Source organism: Arthrobacter sp. Bi83, assembly GCF_918698095.1.
Classification (GTDB): Bacteria; Actinomycetota; Actinomycetes; order Actinomycetales; family Micrococcaceae; genus Arthrobacter.
Window position 1 is genome coordinate 47,142 of the sequence record NZ_CAKKLY010000014.1, and the last position, 16,479, is coordinate 63,620.

The window sequence follows — 16,479 nt, forward strand, 5'->3', positions numbered from 1 at the left end:
TCAGCGGAACAATTAAGGTTTACCACTCTGCAACGTAATAGTCACCACGCTTAGTTGGTGCCGCGGTGATGGAATGCGACCACGTGGCCAGATGTCTTATGTCCCCGATTTCAGCCACTCCAGCAGCCGCTCCAGCGGCCACGTGGTGATGATCCGGTCCGCCGGCACCCCGTTCAGTTCCGCCCGCTCGGCTCCGTACTGCAGAAAGTCCAGCTGGCCGGGCGCGTGCGCATCGCTGTCGATGCTGAAGAGGCACCCCGCATCGAGGGCCAGCTGCATGAGGTTGTCGGGCGGATCCTGGCGCTCGGGCCGGGCATTGATTTCGACGGCGACGCCGGCTTCCGCGCACGCCGCAAACACGCGTTCGGCGTCGAATTCCGACTCCGGACGGGTGCCGCGCGAGCCCTGCAGCAGGCGCCCGGTACAGTGCCCCAGCACGTTGGTGTGCGGGTCCCCGATGCCGCCGAGCATCCTGTCCGTCATGGTGCTCCGGTCCGCGCGGAGCTTTGAGTGCACGCTGGCCACCACCACATCGAGCCGGTCCAGCATCTCCGGAGACTGGTCCAGCTCGCCGTTTTCGAGGATGTCCACCTCGATTCCAGCCAGCAGCCTGAACCCGCCGGGCCCCGGACCGGCGTGGACCTTGTTAACGGCGGCCACAACCTCGAGCTGTTCGCTGAGCCGCTCGGCACTCAACCCGTTCGCAATCTTCAGGGTCGGCGAGTGGTCCGTCAGGGCAAGGTACTCGCGGCCGAGGGTGCGGGCGGCATCCGCCATGAGGCCAATGGGCGATCCGCCGTCGGACCAGTCGCTGTGGCTGTGCAGGTCTCCCCGCAGCAGAGGTCGCAGCCCCTTGCCGCCGGCGGCGAGAGGTTCCGCGCCGCTCTGCCTCAGCTTTTCCAGGTAATCCGGCACTCCACCGTCGACCGCCTGCCGGATTACCTGGAACGTCGTGTCCCCGATCCCCTTGGTCCGCTTCAGCCGGCCGTCCTGTGCCCGCTCCGTCAGCTCCTCAGGGGCGATGTCGCCAATGATGCCGGCGGCTTTCCGGAAGGCCTGGACCTTAAACGTTGGCGCGGCGCTGCGTTCCAGCCAGAACGCGATCTCATTCAAGGCGTCAACGGCGTCCATTCAGGTCTCCCACCTTTTAAGCCAGCGGTCTTGCGGCGAACGGCCTTCAGTCCTGGTGGAGCTGGACGAAGTTGCCACAGCCGTCGTCGAACACGGCCGAGATCCCGAAGGGGTCTTCCGACGGTTCGCCTTGGAACCGGACGCCCGCGGCGGTGAGCCGCCCATGCTCGGCCTTCACGTCGGGGACGCCGAAGACGATCGCCGGGATCCCGGCGTCGTGAAGTCCGGTCATGTAAGCGGCCGCGATTGGATTATCGCTCGGCTCCAGCAGCAGCCCCGCGCCGCCCGCGGCACCCGGATCCTTAACGATGAACAGGTTGTGTTCCGGCATGGCCATGAGAGTCTCGAAGCCGAGGGTCTCGGTATAAAACGAGTGGGCCGCTGCCGGATCCTGGACGTGGATGCTGCACATTTTGAGTCGCATGCCGCCAAGGCTACGCCGAGCGCCGCCCGCTGCAAACCGTTTGCCACGGCCAGTCGCTGGCGCGGCCCGGCGACCCATTGACCACCGGGGCCGCAGGGGATGCAATTGTAGTGGAGCCCGAATTACCGGGCCCCGTTGCTTGGAGGTGGTGGAGTGCCCGCCGTAACGGAAGCCGTCCTGATTGGGGCCCTGCAGCTTGTCTTCTGGGGTGCGGTGCTGGTGGCCGCCGCTTCCTGCACCGTCTTCGCCGTACGGCACCATGCCGGAAGGCCCGACGGCGACAGTTCAGACCCGCTGTTCTGGGACCTTTTCTGCGGGGCAGCCGTGATAATTCCGGCCCTTCTGATCCCGGCGGTGACATCACCGCTCGCTGGACTGGCGTTGGCCGCCGTCACCGGCGCCAGCGGCGTTGCCGCGTACCGCAGCAGCCCGCAGATTCTGGGCTGGTATGCCTCCCGGCGCCGCCAGCGGGAGGATTTGCCTGCCCGCCGGGCCGCCGTAGATCTCCACGATGCTGTCCTGAAGCGCTGGCAGCGGTACGAACTGGATCCGGCGCTGGCCATCGACTTCCCTGACATGGCGGACGTGGCACGGCCGGAAACCGCCGCATTCATCAAGGCGATGCGGGAAACGGAGCTGCTGCGGACGCTGGCTGGCCCTGGCTACGCGCCCGCCGTGGCACGGCTGGAGGACGCGCTGCGCTGTGCTGAAATTGCAGCAGGGGCAGAAATCGCGGCAGGCGCACACATCGCATCAGGCGCCGAAGTGGCGGGGGGAACCACAAAGTTACTGGCGGCGGGCATTCACAGGCCTGGCACAGCGGCCGCGAAGTAGGGACACAAGCCTGAATCAGAGTATTTTCCCAGGCCGCAGAGGCGGCCGGCCCGTTCGCCCGGGTCCGGAGAATAGGAGATTCACATGTCCAAGATCAACAAGGTGACGGCCGGCATCATCCTGGCCGCGGCAGCCGGAGGCGGTGCGATCGGCGCCGCCGCACTCCCGGCAATGGCCGACAGCGGCACGTCGTCGGCGGCGTCGTCCACAACGCAGGGCTACGGCGCTGCCGGGACAGACGGCGGGACCCGCGGGCCGCATCAGGCCAACGGCAAGACCGAGGAAGTCCTGACTGGCGACACCGCCGCCAAGGTCGAGGCCGCCGTCAAGGCTGCCCAGCCCGACGCGACCATCGAGCGAATGGAAACCGACGCCGACGGCGCCACGTACGAAGCCCACATCACCAAGGCGGACGGCACCCGGGCCACCGTCTTGCTGGACGCCAGCTTCAAGGTGACGGGCACCGAGGAGGGCATGGGCGGCCCGGGCGGTGGTGGCCGGGGCAACGGCACCCAGCAGGGCTACGACGACGCGGCCGCCAACAGCTAGCCCATGCTGCAGCGCGGGGTCACTCCGGCCCAATCCGGGCCGTTTATTGCGCGGCATGTGGCCCCGCGTTGCTGTCAGTGAGGGTCGGTGTCCGCATCCTTTGTCTCGGCAAGGCTCCCACACGGTGGCGTGCTGGGAACCGCCGGGCCAGACCTTCCTCCCGATGCCCCGAACCCGGCCTTAGGATGGGGCCATGTCAACCTATACGGTCACACGCAGCGCCCTCATTCCCGCCCCTGCCAAGGACGTTTTCCCGCTGGTCAACAGTTTCCGCGAATGGACCAAATGGTCCCCGTGGGAATCCGTGGACCCCACCATGAGCCGCACCTACTCGGGCCCGGAAGCCGGTGTCGGCGCAAAGTACGCCTGGAGCGGCAACCGCAAGGCGGGCTCCGGCACCATGGAGATCGTCGGCGCCCAGGAACTGGACAGCATCAACATCCGGCTGGTATTCACCAAGCCGTTCGCCGCCGTCAACCCCACCAACTTCACGTTCGTCCCCGAAGGCAACGGCACGCGCGTCACCTGGACCATGAACGGCGAGAACAAGGGCATCGGCAAGGTTTTTGCGTTGTTCATGAACATGGACAAGATGGTGGGCGGCGACTTCGAAAAGGGACTGGCCTCGCTGTCCTCCGCCGCGGCGTCGCACAACGCCTGAGACGGCGCGACACCCGGGCCCCAAAATCTGAGCCAGCGTGCCGGAGCCGGGCAGGGGCGCTTACTCCCCTGCCCGGCTGTCCGGCCTGTCCGGATCAGGCTAGCGCCCGGCGGATCCTGCCGGCTGGCGGCTCTGCGCCTCAAGGTAGCCGAACAGCTGCCGCAGGCCGAACGTCCATTCCGGCAGGTCCTCGGAAGCACCTACACAGTTAATCAGGGCACCGAGGTGGCGGCTGCGGATAGTCACCACATCGCCGTGCTTGTGCGTGAAGCCCTGCCCCGGTTGATCCCGGTCCTGAGTGGGCGCGAACAGCGTGCCGGTGAACAGGGCGAAGCCGTCCGGGTACTGGTGGTGCCTTCCGTGGGTAGCCGCCACGAGCTCCTCGAAGGGCCGGCTGATCCTCGCCACTGTGTTGCGGCCCTCCAGCCGGTAGCCGTCCGGGCCATCGACGCGCAGCAGGATCTCTTCCTCCCTCAAAGTGTTCAGTGTGAAGCTGTCGTCGAACAGCCGGATCAGCGGTCCCAGGGCACTGGAGGCGTTGTTGTCCTTCGCCTTGCCCAGCAGCAGGGCGCTGCGGCCTTCCACGTCGCGGAGGTTGACGTCGTTGCCGAGCGTCGCGCCCACCACTTTGCCTTGTGACATGGCAATCAGGACCAGCTCCGGCTCCGGGTTGTTCCACGAGGAGAACGCCGGGATGCCGATGCCCGCGCCGAGCCCCACCGAGGACAGCACCGGCGCCTTGGTGAAGACCTCCGGGTCCGGACCGATGCCCACTTCCAGGTACTGGGACCAGAGTCCCTCGGCGATCAGGACCCGCTTGGCCTCGGCCGCCTCCGGGGAGCCGGGACGGACCGCACCGATGCTGCCGCCGAGGGCCTTGCCAACGAGCTCCCGCATTTCGTCCGCCCGCCCGGCGTCGCCGGCGCAGCGCTCCTCGATCACCCGCTCGATCATGCTGTCCACGAACGTTACGCCGCAGGCCTTGATGACCTGCAGGTCAACCGGCGCCAGCAGGTGCGGCCGGCTGGTGTCCCCTGCCAGAGTGGCCCTCAGGACGTCTGACGTCGCCCACCGCGGTTGGCTCCGTTCCGGGTCCAGCATGGCGGCGCGCACCGTGGCGGCCGGGTCCGGCAGCTCGAGAAGTTCCGAAACCGTGCAGGCAACGTCCTGCAGGTCGAACACCGACTCACCACTGACCGCCGCCACGCGCGGGCCGCCCGTTTCGACGTCCCAGACACGGCCGATGAGCAGGGCCTGCTCCGCGTCCTCGGGCAGGACTGACGCTGACGCGTCGAGCGGCAGGGCGCTCACAGCCGACCCGCCTCTGGTGAACGGCCGGCCGCAGTCGGATGGTGCCACACGCCGTCCACCCTTTGCGGAACGCCCCAGGGGTTGCTGTCCTGCAGCGGTTCCGGCAGGCGCGCGGCGGGGAACGACTGGTACGCCACCGGCCGCAGGAAGCGGCGGATGGCCGCCGTTCCCACGGAGGTGGTGGAAGACGTCGCGGCCGGGTACGGCCCGCCGTGGTGCTGGGCGTAACTGACTGTGACGCCGGTGGGCCAGCCGTTCCAGAGGACGCGGCCGCTGATGTCGCTCAGCCGGGCTGCGAGCTCTGTGACGTCGTCGTCCTCTTCGGCCTGCAGCGTGGTGGTCAGCTGGCCCTCCAACAGTTCAGCCAGCCCGGCCAGTTGCGACTCGTCACCGTATTCGACCACCAGGCTTGCCGGGCCGAACATCTCCTGGCGCAGGATGTCCGGCTCCTTGCGCACTGCGTCGGCGGTGGTGTGCAGGACGGTGGGGGCGGGCGCCTCGGCGAAGTCGCCTTCGACGAGGACATCCACGCCCTCCGCCTCCCGGAGCGCCCGGACCGCGTCGACGTAACCGCCGTGCAGCCGCTGACTGAGCAGCTGCGACGGCGCGAACTCCGCGAGAGCCTTCCGGAGTTCGGCACCGGCGTCCGCCGCGTGCCCGGCGGGGACGAACAGGAGCCCGGGCTTTGTGCAGAACTGGCCCATTCCCAGGGTGAAGGAGCCGGCAAAGCCGGTGAGGATTTCCTGTCGGCGCGCTGCCCAGGCGCTGCGGGTGACGAAAACGGCGTTGATGCCGCCCAGCTCCCCGAAGAAGGGGATGGGTTGGGGCCGCGCTGCGGCCCGGTTGAACAGCGCCCGGCCGCCCGCCGTCGAGCCCGTGAAGCCGATGGCCTTCACCAGCGGGTGGTCCACGAGTGCTTCGCCGGCCTGCCGTCCGGTCACGACTGCGAAAAGGCCTGGCGGCGCCCCGGCGGCGTCCAGCGCTGCAGCCACTGTTTCGGCGGTGCGGGAAGCAAGTTCCCGGTGCGCGTCATGCGCCTTGTGCACGACGGCGCAGCCGGCTGCCAGCGCCGACGCACTGTCGCCGCCCATGACACTGAAGGCGAAGGGGAAATTCGAGGCGCCGAAGACTCCGACGACGCCGAGCGGAACGTTGTAGCGGCGCAGGTCCGGCCGCGGACCCATGCCCCAGGCCGGATCCGCGTGGTCGATCGTGGCGTCAAAGTGATCGCCCCGGCGGATTTCGTCCGCGAAGAGCCGCAGCTGGAAGACAGTGCGTTTCAGCTCGCCCTCCAGCCGCGGTCCGCCCAGATGCGTTTCCCGGCGGGCGATGTCCACGAGCTCCGTCGCGTCCCGCTCCAGGCCGGCCGCGACGGCCTCGAGCCATCCGGAGCGCGTGGCGGGATCCGCCGTGCGGCCTTTTTCAAAGGCGGCCTGCGCCGCCTCGACGGCTGTGTTGAGCCGGTCGACGTCGGTGGCCTCGCCCGAGGCAGCCGGTTCAACGGCGGTAGTCGGTTCGACGGCGGTAGCCGCCGCGGCCGTCATCGGCCAGCTCCGGCAGGGGCCAGGGATGCGCCCGTGACCGCGGCGCGGTTGCCCACTTCCTGCCAGCCCGCGCCGGCCGGGAATTCCCAGCGGACGCGGGAGGCGGCAAACATTTCGGCTCCCGTGCCCGGCAGCTTCGGCGCGGCGTAGCGGCCGTTGACGATCCGGACGGGCTCGGCGAAGTGTTCGTGAAGGTGGTCGACGTATTCGATCATGCGGCCCTCCTGGCTGCCGCTGACAGCGGCGTAATCGAAGAAGGAGAAGTGCTGGACCAACTCGCAGAGGCCCACGCCGCCGGCGTGCGGGCAGACGGGGACGCCGAACTTGGCCGCGAGCAGGAGGTTGGCAATGTTTTCGTTGACGCCGCCCACACGGGTGGAATCGAGCTGCAGGACGTCGATGGCGCCGGCCTGCAGGAGCTGCTTGAACACGATGCGGCTCGCCACGGCCTCGCCGGTGGCAACGCGGACCGGGGAAACGCCCTTTCGAATTTCGGCGTGGCCCAGGATGTCGTCCGTGCTGGTCGGTTCTTCGATCCAGTACGGGTTGAATTCCGCGAGCTGGTTGACCCATTCGACGGCCTCGGACACTTCCCACCGCTGGTTGGCGTCGATGGCTATCGGGAGGTCGCCCACTGCCTGGCGGGCCAGGGCCATGCGTCGGCGGTCATCGTTGATGTCGCCGCCCACCTTGAGCTTGATCATTGAGAAGCCGTCGGCAGCCGCTTCCTTGCTCAGACGCACCAGCTTCTCGTCGCTGTAGCCCAGCCAGCCCGGCGAGGTGGTGTAGGCCGGGAACCCGTCAGCCATGAGCGCCGCAATGCGGGCGGCCTTTCCGTCCTGGCCAGCGCGCAGGATGTCCAGCGCCTGCTGGGGGTTGAGGGCGTCCCGGATGTGGGTGAAGTCCACCACGTCCACGAGCTCTTCGGGGGCCATCTCGCTCAGCAGGAGCCAGAGCGGCTTGTTCTCGCGGCGGGCGCGGATGTCCCACAAGGCGCTCACCAGGGCGCCGCACGCCATCTGTGTCACGCCCTTCTCAGGCCCAAGCCAGCGGAGCTGGGAGTCATGGACGAGCCGCTTGGACGCGCCGCCGAGGTCATAGATCAGTTCATCGATGTCCCGGCCTACCAGCAGGCGGGCGTAGGCGTCGATCGCGGCCGTCAGTATCTCGTTGCCGCGGCCGCAGCTGAACACGAAGCCGTGGCCTTCATCGCCCGCGTCGGTGCGGATGACCACGTACGCGGCGGAGTAGTCCGGGTCAACGTTGACCGCGTCGGAGCCGTCGAGTTCCAGGGACGTCGGAAACCGCACGTCTTGGGTCTTGATGGAGGTAATGGAAGGCATGGATCTCTTCTCTCGGGGCAGTTCTGGAGGGGCGGTCATGATTTCCTATATGAATTTCGATAATCATATAGGAATCCTGTTCCCGATCAAGCCCCCGGGTTCGGCGCCGGACGGATTTCGTGCGCGGGATGGTGGTTTTCGGGCGCGAAAAAGCCCCGGCCCTGCGGGCTGGGGCTTTTTTGAACTGGTGATCCGCTTACCTGATGATCCTCTTACGGGGCGGGCCACTGTCCTCCAGCGGCGACAGTTCGGCATGCCCCTGAAAGGCCTGCGCAAACCTTTCGAAGGAATTGCGAATATGGCTGGCCATTGCAGCCTCGGCGCGCTCGGGTTCGCAAGCCTCGATAGCCTCCCTGACGGCCGAGTGTTCGGCCACCGTGATGGCACCGTCGACGTCGGCCGGGTAGAGCCGGAAGGTGTGGAGGTGGCAGTGGGTCTGCGCAAACGCGTGGCGCACCACGGGGTTTCCCGAGGCCGCCAGGATGGTGTCGTGGAAGCGCGTGTCATGGGCCACCAGATCCTGGCGCAGGTCCATGCTGCTCTTCATGGTGTTCCGGAAGCCCGCGAGCTCCTGCTCAAGAGCAGCGGCAGGGTTGGCCAGCCGGTCCACGGCGGCCGAGCGCGCCGCCCACGGCTCCACCAGCAGCCGGAACTCAAACAGTGAACGCAGCTCCGCCAGCTCAAGCAGTGGCGTAGTGCTGTACCCGCGGCCGGGGCTGTAAACCACGAGATTGTCACCCTCGAGGCGCTGCAGGACCTCGCGGACCGGCGTCTGGGACACCCCAAGGCTGCGCGCCACGGCATCGATATTAATCCGCGTTCCCGGCGCAATTTCACCCTCCAGGATCGAGGCGCGCATGGACGAATAGACGTCGGTGACGGCTGCCTTGCTTCGGGAAACATCGGACGGTTGACGTGGGGGCACGCGTTTACCTCTTGGTTCAGAACTGGCGGAAGTCGCTTCGGGAATCATAAGCCACAGCCGGCCGCCGAGGACTCCAGAAGCTTTTTTCTGAAACGGGACTTGATCCGGATCACATTATCTATATGATTAACCAGATTCCTATATGATTTTGGCGCCGACATCTTCGGCGTCTTCCCTCCCGCCGGTGCCTCAGGCACCCGAAGCCATGTTCACGTCGAAGGAGACCGCATGACTGCGCTCGGAAGCAAGACCGCCACCAAATCATCCCCCACACCGCCGCGCCTGATGACCCGAAAACGCTGGGTCATCATCTGGCTCGCCTTCATCGGGCTCAGCATCAACTACCTTGACCGCTCAAGCCTGAGCGTCGCCCTGCCGTTCATGGGCAAGGACTTCGAGCTCACGGCCACGCAGCAGGGACTCATCTTTGCCGCCTTCTTCTGGGCCTACGACTTCTGCCAGCTCGCAGCCGGCTGGTACGTGGACAAGGTGGGACCGCGCCGCTCATTCTCGCTGGCCGCCGTATGGTGGTCCGTTTTCACCATGGTGACCGCGGCCGCGACGAGCTTCTGGTCGCTTTTCGCCGCCAGGTTCCTCCTCGGCGTCGGCGAAAGCCCGGCTCCCAGCACCGCCGCCAAGGTGGTGGCCACCTGGTTCCCGGTCCGGGAGCGGGCCTTCGCCACGAGCATCTGGGACTCCGGATCGCGGGTTGGCGCCGTCATCGCGCTGCCAATCGTCACCCTGATCGTGGCCCTCACCTCCTGGCACGCGGTCTTCATCATCATCGGAGTCGCCGGACTCATCTGGGCCGCCATCTGGTGGAAGGTGTACCGCAGCCCGCAGGAGCACCCGGGAGCCAATGCCGCCGAAGTCAGCTACATCGAAGAAGGCGGCGCCCGGAGCGAAGCCAGTGATGACGCCGGCGCCGCCAAGCTGCCGTGGCGTTCACTCTTCAAGTACCGCACCATCCTCAGCATGATGTTCGGCTTCTTCTGCCTGAACAGCGCCATCTACTTCTTCATCACCTTCTTCCCGAGCTACCTCGTGAAGGAGCGCGGCTTCGACCTCCTGAAGCTCGGCTTCTTCGGAGCCATCCCCGGTATCTGCGCCGTGCTGTGCGGCTGGCTCGGCGGCTACCTGGCCGACCGCGCAGTCCGGAATGGCGTATCCGTGACCAAGGTGCGCAAAACCGCCATCTCCGGCGGCCTGGCGGGCGGCTCGGTCATCATGTTCGCTGCACTGGTTCCCGAAGCCTGGATGGCCCTGGCCCTCCTGTCAGTGGCGTACTCGAGCCTCACCGTGGCGGCCACGGGAATCTGGTCGCTGCCGGCCGACGTCGCCCCCAGCTCGCGGCACGTCGGCTCCATCGGCGGACTGCAGAACTTCGCCTCCAACCTGGCCGGCATCTTCACCCCGATCCTGATCGGCGTGCTCGTCGACCAGACCGGCTCATTCGTGGCGCCGCTGGCCGTGATCGGCGGGGTCTCCCTCGTCGGTGCCGCCAACTACCTGTTCGTGATGGGCAAGATCGAGCCACTCAAGGTCAAGGCTCCGGCGCCCGTCGCCTAGCTGCAATAAACAGCAACGCGGGGTCACTTGCCGCCCGATCCAGACCTCCGGATGGGCGGTAAGTGACCCCGCGTTGCTGCTATCTGGAGGAGCTACAGCTCCACAGTCCCGCTTTCGCCCACGCTCATGCGGCTGTGGGTCACCTTGGACTTGACCCACTGCAGGACGGTGGCCGCGGTGCCTCCCGGGCTGGTCCAGTACTCAGCCGAGTCAGAGTCGACGCGCAGCAGGACCACCTCAGGGGTGTCCGGCCCGTCGGGGAACCACGCTTCAACCGTCTGGTTCCACATCTCGCGGATCGTCGCCCGGTCCCTGACCACTTCCGCCGTTCCGGCCACGGACACCCATTCGGTGTTCTTGCCGAAGGACACGTTGACCCGCGGGTCCGCACCGATGTGGGCCACCTGGGAGGTTCCCTCCCCGGTGAAGAACCACATGTCGCCGTCGCTCTTGACGTCCTGGACGGCCAGCGGCCGGCTGACCAGAGTGCCTTCTTCGTTGATGGTGGTGAACATTCCGATGTGGGAATCGTTGATGATGTCCGTGACTTTGCTGATGTTTTCATTTTCCGGCATGCTGTCACCTCGTTCTGTTCAGTCTGGGAAATCTTCCCCTCGGACCAGCGTATTGGTAAGCGTGCTTACTTTCCACCCGTGAGGACACCCGGGAAGGTTACCGTCCGCGCGCCAGCACCTGGCCGCGGAAGAACTCCGGCCGGATCCTGGCCATCACCAGCATGACCACCACACCGAGCAGGATCACGCCCATGCCGAGGATGAACACCATGCCCACTCCGCCCACGGAGGAGCCGGAACCGTACTCGGGATCCATGGAGTCGTAGGCGGTCTTGAAGAACATGACCAGCAGGATGACGCCGCCCAGGAGAGGAGCGAGGAATTTGAAGAAGAATGCGCGGGCGTTGCTGAACGCCACGGCCCGGAAGAACCAGACGCAGGCCAGCGCCGTGATGCCGTAGTAGAAACAGATCATCATGCCCAGCGCCGTGATGGTGTCCCAGAGGGCGTTCTCCGAAGTGGTCCGGGTGATGACGTAGAAGGCTGCCGCAGCGATGGCCGCGGCAATCGTGGCGTAGCTCGGCGACTTGAACGCCGGGCTGACCTTGCCGAACGTCGCCGGCAGTGCCTTGTAGTGCCCCATGGCCAGCAGTGTCCGCGCCGGTGAAACGAACGTGGACTGCAGCGATGCCGCCGAGCTGCTGAGAATGGCCAGGGACATCAGGATGGCGAACGGCCCCATCACCGGCCCGGAGAGGACGGCAAAAATACTGGACTGGTTCTCCGGGTTGCCCGTGCCCAGCCCGGTTTCACCCACGCCGGCGAAAGACAGAGTGGCGAGGGCGGCAGTCATGTAGATGGCCATGATCACCACGACGGTGACCGTTGCCGCGCGCCCGGGAGTCTTTTCGGGGTTCCGGGTCTCCTCGTTCATCGTGAGCGTCACGTCCCACCCCCAGTAGATGAAGATGGAGAGCGATACGCCGGCGGCGAAGGACGAGAACGAGTCCACCGCAAACGGGTTGAACCAGTCCGGCGAGATGGCCGTGGCGTCGAAGGCCGAGCCGTTGGCCACGTGCAGGAAGGCCGACGTCGCGAACCAGCCGAGCACCAGCAGCTGGAAGCCCACCAGGACGTACTGGACGCCCTTGGTGGTTTCCATGCCCCGGTAGGAGATCCAGCAGGCCAGTGCGATGAACACCAGAGTGGTGGCGATGTTCAGCGGCAGGTTGGCGGTCAGCTCCGCGAGGCCGGGGTTGCCCAGGAGCTGCGACAGCATGAGGTAGAAGAAGTCGACCGCCACCGCCGCGAGGTTGGACAGCACGATGATGGTAGCGGCGATGAGCCCCCAGCCGCCCATCCAGCCGATCCACGGGCCAAAGGCCCGCGTTGCCCAGGTGAAGGAGGTTCCGGCGTCGGGCATTGCGTTGTTGAGTTCGCGGTACCCGAGCGCCACCAGCAGCATGGGGATGAATCCCACCAGGAAGATGGCCGGCAGGTGCACGCCCACCTCGGAGACGGTGGGCCCGAGGGCCGCCGTCAGCGTGTACGCCGGGGCGATGCAGGACACCCCGATCACCACCGCGCCGATCAGCCCCACAGACCCGGCCTTCAGGCCCTTGTCACTCAGTTTCTTGTGCGAGTCCTGGGCGGCCGTGGCCTTAGTAGTACTCATGGGATTGCCTCTCCGGAAAATTCATTCGTCTTTGAATGGAGGTGGGGGCGGCCAGGTCAGCCGACGGCGGCCGGGGCCCCGGTCAGCGCGGCCTCACCGGATTCTTGGGTACGGGCTGCGGTACGGGCCGCTGCGGTTGCGCCGGCTGCGCCCGCTGCTGCGGCGATGCGGGCCGCGGTGGACTGGCCCATGCGCACGGCGCCGTCCACGTGCTGGTAGCCCTCGGCGGCAAGGTCGGAGGAGGACCAGTAGATCGGGCCCACCGGTGCGTGCTGGTCCTTGCCGTAGCGGTGCAGGCCGCCAAGGTCGTAGCTGGACGCGTAGGCGCCGCGTGTCCATTCCTCCGAGCCCCAGTCGGACTCGAAGTACACCTCCGGTTCCAGCGCCTGCTCCCCCAGGAAACCGGCGATTGATTCCAGGACGGCCCGCTTGCGGTCTGCGGCACTCAACTCGAAGACGGCGTCCGCCTTTTCGTCGGAGATGAATCCCACCAGAGTGCCGCGGGTGTCGCCGTGGTTGGTGTTGTCGTATACCTCCTGGACGAGCGATCCGGCGCCGAAACCGGTGCCAGAGAGTCCGGCTTCCCGCCAGAACGGCGTGCTGTACACGGCGTGCACCTTGATCACGAGGCCGAGCGACTGATGCTGGTGCATCTGGTGCTGGCGGCGCGGCAGCGGCGGGTTGAAGGAAACGCGCGAGTAGAGGTTGGGCGGCACGGCCATGATCACGAAGCGTGCCTTCACGGTGGCCCGCTCGGAAACGGCGGTGACGCGGTGGCCGCCGTCCGCGTCTTCCTCCCAGTTGATGGTGCGCACAGGGCTATTGAGGACGACGTCGCCCCCCAGTTCCGCTGCCTGCAGCAGGGAGACCTGCTGCATCCCGCCGACAACCCGCTTGTCCAGGATGAAGTCCTCATCGGTGAGGTGGGTGAAGGATCCGGCCGAGGCGGCCATGAGTACAGCCTGCAGCGCCGAGAAGGCGTGGGCGGGCTTGGTGAGCATGCCGCCGGCGATGAAGAGGCCGATGTTGTTGCAGGCTTCCTCGTCCGGGGAGTGCTGGCGGAGCCAGTGGTGGAAGGAGATGGTGTCCAGCTCGCGGGCCTTCGGGTGCGCCCACGGTTCGGTCGGCCCGATCTCGGCGGCCAGGGCGTCAAGCAGCCCGATGAGCTTGTCCATTTCGGCTCCGGTGGTAGCGCTGACCGGGAAGGAATCACCGGTGTAGCGGACGGGGGTTCCGTCGGTGCCGATGTAGACGGACTCGCCGTCGCGGTAGCGGGAATACGTGGTCAGGCCGAGCTGGTCGAGCAGCGCCAGCAGGGCGGTCTGGTCCGGCGAGACCCACTGCCCGCCGATTTCCAGCACCGCGCCGTCAACGGTGTCGGTCCAGGTGCGCCCGCCCACGCGGTCGCGGGCCTCGAGCACTGCGACACTGAAGCCGGCCTTCTTCAGTTCACGGGCTGCGGTGAGCCCGGAAGGGCCCGCACCCACGATCACGACGTCGCGGTCAAAATTCAGCATGATGTCCTCTCTCTGTGGCCGCCCGGGTGATGCGAACCACTAAATGAATGGTATTCATTTACGAGAACTATAGCTGTTCTGCCGGAGTACCGGAAGAGGCTGATGGAATAGTGTTTGAGAGACCGCCCGCAGAAAGGCCAGCCATGCCGGCACCACCCGCCGCCCCAGGACACACCTCCCTGGGAGACCCCGCCGAGCCGGAGGCGAAAACCGAGAACGGACGGCGTCGCGCCGGCCGGCCCGTGGGCGCGGTCCTGGACAAGGCCGGCATCACTGCCGCGGCTCTGCAGCTCATTGAAAAGAAGGGCTACGACGGCCTCACCATGGCCGCGCTGGCCCGCTCCCTGAACGTGGCGCCGTCGGCGCTGTACAACCACGTGAGTTCCAAGGGCGACGTGCTACTCCTCGTGGAGGACCACCTTGCCGCGCTGGTGGACGTGTCAGCATTCGGTGCGGAGCCGTGGGAGGATGCGGTGCGGAAGTGGGCATGGAGCTACCGCGACGTGTTTTCGCAGCACACGCCACTGATTCCGGTCATTGCCGTTCTGCCCGTCACCGATGCCCCGCAGACATTGGCGATGTACGAGACCGTGAGCGCGGGCTTCCGCGATGCAGATTTCCCGGAGGAGCGGATTGTCTCCTCCATCGTGGCGCTGGAGTCGTTCATCTTCGGCTCGGCCTACGACGTCACCGCGCCCGCGGACATCTTCGACGCCGGCAGCATGGCCGAAGCGACACCGAGCTTCACAGGGGCCGTACGCAGCCTGGCGGCGCAGGGCCATGAGCGGCCGGCCGACGTCGCCTTCAGCCTGGGCCTCGAGGCGCTGATCTCGGGGCTGGGTGCGCTGCGGCAGTAACGGAACAGACGTTGGCGCTGTGAGCCAAGGCAGAACAGCCAAGTAAGGCAGACGGTGTCAGACCATCTGCCTTACTTGATGTTCTTCTGGCCTAGTCTTCAGCTACGTTTTCCGGCGGAGCGGCGGCGCGCCGGCGATGCCGCGATGAGCAGGGCAGCTATGGCCACGGCCGCGCTCAGGATGAGGCCGGGGCGGTATTGCTCCAGCATTGCGGCCGCATTTACGCCGGCGCCGCCGGTGGATTCGTCGCCATGACCGCTGACCATCGCCGTGGTGACGGCCAGCACCAGGGCGGCCCCCACCTGCGTACTGGTCTGGATCAGGCCGGCCGCCAGGCCCTGCTCGGAATTCCGGATGCCCGCCGTGGCCTGGACGTTGATGGACGGGAATGCCAGGGCGAAGCCGACGCCCAGCAGCAGGACCGACGGCAGGATATCCGTCACGTAGTTGGGTGTGGTGCCCACGCGCAGGAACAGCACGTAGCCAAGCGCCAGCGACGCCAGTCCGGTCAGGATCAGCCGCGGAGCCCCAAACCTGTCGATGAGCCGGTCCGCGAAGGGTGCGCTGGAGGCCACGAGAAGCCCGGTCGGCAGTAGTGCCAGCGCCATGCCCAGAGGGCTCCAGCCCAGCACGGACTGCAGGTAAAGCGTGAGGATGAACTGGAAACTCAAATACGAGCCGAACAGCCCCACGGCACTGAGGTTGGCCCGGGCCACCCAGCCTTCCTTGAGGATGCTGAACCGGATCAGGGGGTGTTTGACGCGGTTTTCGATCACGGCGAACGCTCCCAGCACCGCTGCGGAGGCCACGAATCCGGCGATAGTTGCCACAGATCCCCAGCCATTCCCGGGTGCCGATACCAGCGTGTAGACCAGTCCCAGCATGCCGGCCGCGAGTGTCACGGCGCCCCAGACGTCGTGCCCGCTGTCCTGCTCTGTGCCTTCGCCCTTGCCGGCGGCAGCGTCCCGGGGGATGTACTTCAGGCCAAGAATCACGACGGCGACCGCCACCGGCACCGAGACCAGGAAGGTCCAGCGCCAGCTCATGGCAGTCATGAGGCCTCCGACGACCAGTCCCAGCGAGAAGCCGCTTGCACCAAAGGTGGTGAAGATGGAGACGGCGCGGTTCCGTTCCCGGCCTTCGGCGAAATTGGTGGTGATGATGGAGAAACCGGCAGGAGCCGTGAACGCCGCGGCCAGTCCCTTGACGAAGCGGGTGGCAATCAGCAGGGCAGGGTCATCCACCAGGCCGCCGAGCAGGGAAGCGGCGGCGAAGACACTGAGCGCAATGAGGAAGATGCGACGCCGGCCGAGAAGGTCCGCCATCCGGCCGCCCAGCAGGAGCAGACTTCCGTAGCCGAGCACGTAGGCGGAGACGATCCATTGGAGGGATTCGGTTCCCAGGTGGAGCTCGGTGCCGATCGAGGGCAGTGCCACGCCGACCATGGAGACGTCCAGCGCGTCAAGGGCCAGAACGGTGCACAGCACCAGCAGCAGCATCCACTGCGTGCGGGTCCACTGGACTGGTGTGAGCCGTTCTCCGGCGGTTCTTTGGAGGGTGGAAGGTGAAGTCATGACATCAATTTATATGACACGTCATTGAATGACAAGGAATATTATGACGT

At 66.6% G+C, this 16,479-nt stretch carries 15 protein-coding genes; 5 read left to right on the forward strand and 10 right to left on the reverse strand.

The genetic code is table 11. The annotated features are described in order from the left end of the window. Positions 1-96 precede the first annotated feature (96 nt). Positions 97-1,131 (reverse strand): PHP domain-containing protein, encoded by a 1,035-nt coding sequence (locus LQ144_RS08890; RefSeq protein WP_230118198.1) that lies wholly within the window; start codon positions 1,129-1,131, stop codon positions 97-99. Between the two features lie 46 nt (positions 1,132-1,177). After that, positions 1,178-1,555: a VOC family protein gene (locus LQ144_RS08895; RefSeq protein ID WP_230118199.1), complete on the reverse strand. Its 378-nt coding sequence runs from the start codon at positions 1,553-1,555 to the stop codon at positions 1,178-1,180. 153 nt (positions 1,556-1,708) lie between these two features. On the opposite strand from LQ144_RS08895, the gene LQ144_RS08900 reads away from it, so the two are divergent. The 3 genes from LQ144_RS08900 (at position 1,709) to LQ144_RS08910 (ending at position 3,599) form a co-directional block, all read left to right on the forward strand. Further along, positions 1,709-2,389 carry a hypothetical protein gene (locus LQ144_RS08900; RefSeq protein ID WP_230118200.1) on the forward strand — a complete coding sequence of 227 codons (681 nt, stop codon included), beginning with the start codon at positions 1,709-1,711 and terminating at the stop codon, positions 2,387-2,389. 84 nt (positions 2,390-2,473) lie between these two features. Next, positions 2,474-2,938, forward strand: coding sequence for a hypothetical protein (locus LQ144_RS08905; RefSeq protein WP_230118201.1), 465 nt, complete (start codon positions 2,474-2,476; stop codon positions 2,936-2,938). Positions 2,939-3,131: 193 nt separating this feature from the next. Continuing rightward, positions 3,132-3,599, forward strand: coding sequence for an SRPBCC family protein (locus LQ144_RS08910; RefSeq protein WP_230118202.1), 468 nt, complete (start codon positions 3,132-3,134; stop codon positions 3,597-3,599). 99 nt (positions 3,600-3,698) lie between these two features. Here LQ144_RS08910 and LQ144_RS08915 read toward each other — a convergent pair whose 3' ends face one another. The 4 genes from LQ144_RS08915 to LQ144_RS08930 form a co-directional block, all read right to left on the reverse strand. Next, positions 3,699-4,910: a fumarylacetoacetate hydrolase family protein gene (locus LQ144_RS08915; protein ID WP_230118203.1), complete on the reverse strand. Its 1,212-nt coding sequence runs from the start codon at positions 4,908-4,910 to the stop codon at positions 3,699-3,701. After that, complete coding sequence (locus LQ144_RS08920) at positions 4,907-6,454, reverse strand: aldehyde dehydrogenase (NADP(+)) (RefSeq protein WP_230118204.1); 1,548 nt, start codon at positions 6,452-6,454, stop codon at positions 4,907-4,909. The genes LQ144_RS08915 and LQ144_RS08920 overlap by 4 nt, the downstream gene beginning before the upstream one ends. After that, positions 6,451-7,797 (reverse strand): L-fuconate dehydratase, encoded by a 1,347-nt coding sequence (locus LQ144_RS08925; RefSeq protein ID WP_230118205.1) that lies wholly within the window; start codon positions 7,795-7,797, stop codon positions 6,451-6,453. The genes LQ144_RS08920 and LQ144_RS08925 overlap by 4 nt, the downstream gene beginning before the upstream one ends. 196 nt (positions 7,798-7,993) lie before the next feature. Then, entirely contained in the window at positions 7,994-8,722 is a 729-nt protein-coding gene (locus tag LQ144_RS08930; RefSeq protein WP_230118206.1) for a GntR family transcriptional regulator, read from the reverse strand. 228 nt (positions 8,723-8,950) lie between these two features. Between LQ144_RS08930 and LQ144_RS08935 the strand changes: the two genes are divergently transcribed. Then, positions 8,951-10,291 carry an MFS transporter gene (locus tag LQ144_RS08935; protein WP_230118207.1) on the forward strand — a complete coding sequence of 447 codons (1,341 nt, stop codon included), beginning with the start codon at positions 8,951-8,953 and terminating at the stop codon, positions 10,289-10,291. A gap of 92 nt (positions 10,292-10,383) precedes the next feature. On the opposite strand, the gene LQ144_RS08940 is transcribed toward LQ144_RS08935, so the two are convergent. The 3 genes from LQ144_RS08940 to LQ144_RS08950 form a co-directional block, all read right to left on the reverse strand. Continuing rightward, positions 10,384-10,866, reverse strand: a complete 483-nt coding sequence (locus LQ144_RS08940; RefSeq protein ID WP_230118208.1) for a pyridoxamine 5'-phosphate oxidase family protein — start codon at positions 10,864-10,866, stop codon at positions 10,384-10,386. Positions 10,867-10,963: 97 nt separating this feature from the next. Next, entirely contained in the window at positions 10,964-12,481 is a 1,518-nt protein-coding gene (locus LQ144_RS08945) for an APC family permease (protein ID WP_230118209.1), read from the reverse strand. A 56-nt stretch (positions 12,482-12,537) separates the two neighbouring features. Further along, complete coding sequence (locus LQ144_RS08950) at positions 12,538-13,998, reverse strand: NAD(P)/FAD-dependent oxidoreductase (RefSeq protein ID WP_230118210.1); 1,461 nt, start codon at positions 13,996-13,998, stop codon at positions 12,538-12,540. 143 nt (positions 13,999-14,141) lie between these two features. On the opposite strand from LQ144_RS08950, the gene LQ144_RS08955 reads away from it, so the two are divergent. Next, positions 14,142-14,855 carry a TetR family transcriptional regulator gene (locus tag LQ144_RS08955; protein WP_230118211.1) on the forward strand — a complete coding sequence of 238 codons (714 nt, stop codon included), beginning with the start codon at positions 14,142-14,144 and terminating at the stop codon, positions 14,853-14,855. A gap of 98 nt (positions 14,856-14,953) precedes the next feature. Here the strand turns inward: LQ144_RS08955 and LQ144_RS08960 are convergent, their stop codons facing one another. Then, positions 14,954-16,429, reverse strand: coding sequence for an MFS transporter (locus LQ144_RS08960; protein ID WP_230118212.1), 1,476 nt, complete (start codon positions 16,427-16,429; stop codon positions 14,954-14,956). Positions 16,430-16,479: the final 50 nt, after the last annotated feature.

Excerpts from the sequence above, each read along its gene's own strand:
- LQ144_RS08940 (WP_230118208.1), bottom strand. The coding sequence starts at position 10,866 with ATGCCGGAAAATGAAAACATCAGCAAAGTCACGGACATCATCAACGAT.
- LQ144_RS08945 (WP_230118209.1), bottom strand. The coding sequence starts at position 12,481 with ATGAGTACTACTAAGGCCACGGCCGCCCAGGACTCGCACAAGAAACTG.
- LQ144_RS08960 (WP_230118212.1), bottom strand. The coding sequence starts at position 16,429 with ATGACTTCACCTTCCACCCTCCAAAGAACCGCCGGAGAACGGCTCACA.
- LQ144_RS08910 (WP_230118202.1), top strand. The coding sequence starts at position 3,132 with ATGTCAACCTATACGGTCACACGCAGCGCCCTCATTCCCGCCCCTGCC.
- LQ144_RS08955 (WP_230118211.1), top strand. The coding sequence starts at position 14,142 with ATGCCGGCACCACCCGCCGCCCCAGGACACACCTCCCTGGGAGACCCC.
- LQ144_RS08920 (WP_230118204.1), bottom strand. The coding sequence starts at position 6,454 with ATGACGGCCGCGGCGGCTACCGCCGTCGAACCGACTACCGCCGTTGAA.
- LQ144_RS08935 (WP_230118207.1), top strand. The coding sequence starts at position 8,951 with ATGACTGCGCTCGGAAGCAAGACCGCCACCAAATCATCCCCCACACCG.
- LQ144_RS08890 (WP_230118198.1), bottom strand. The coding sequence starts at position 1,131 with ATGGACGCCGTTGACGCCTTGAATGAGATCGCGTTCTGGCTGGAACGC.
- LQ144_RS08895 (WP_230118199.1), bottom strand. The coding sequence starts at position 1,555 with ATGCGACTCAAAATGTGCAGCATCCACGTCCAGGATCCGGCAGCGGCC.
- LQ144_RS08950 (WP_230118210.1), bottom strand. The coding sequence starts at position 13,998 with ATGCTGAATTTTGACCGCGACGTCGTGATCGTGGGTGCGGGCCCTTCC.
- LQ144_RS08905 (WP_230118201.1), top strand. The coding sequence starts at position 2,474 with ATGTCCAAGATCAACAAGGTGACGGCCGGCATCATCCTGGCCGCGGCA.
- LQ144_RS08925 (WP_230118205.1), bottom strand. The coding sequence starts at position 7,797 with ATGCCTTCCATTACCTCCATCAAGACCCAAGACGTGCGGTTTCCGACG.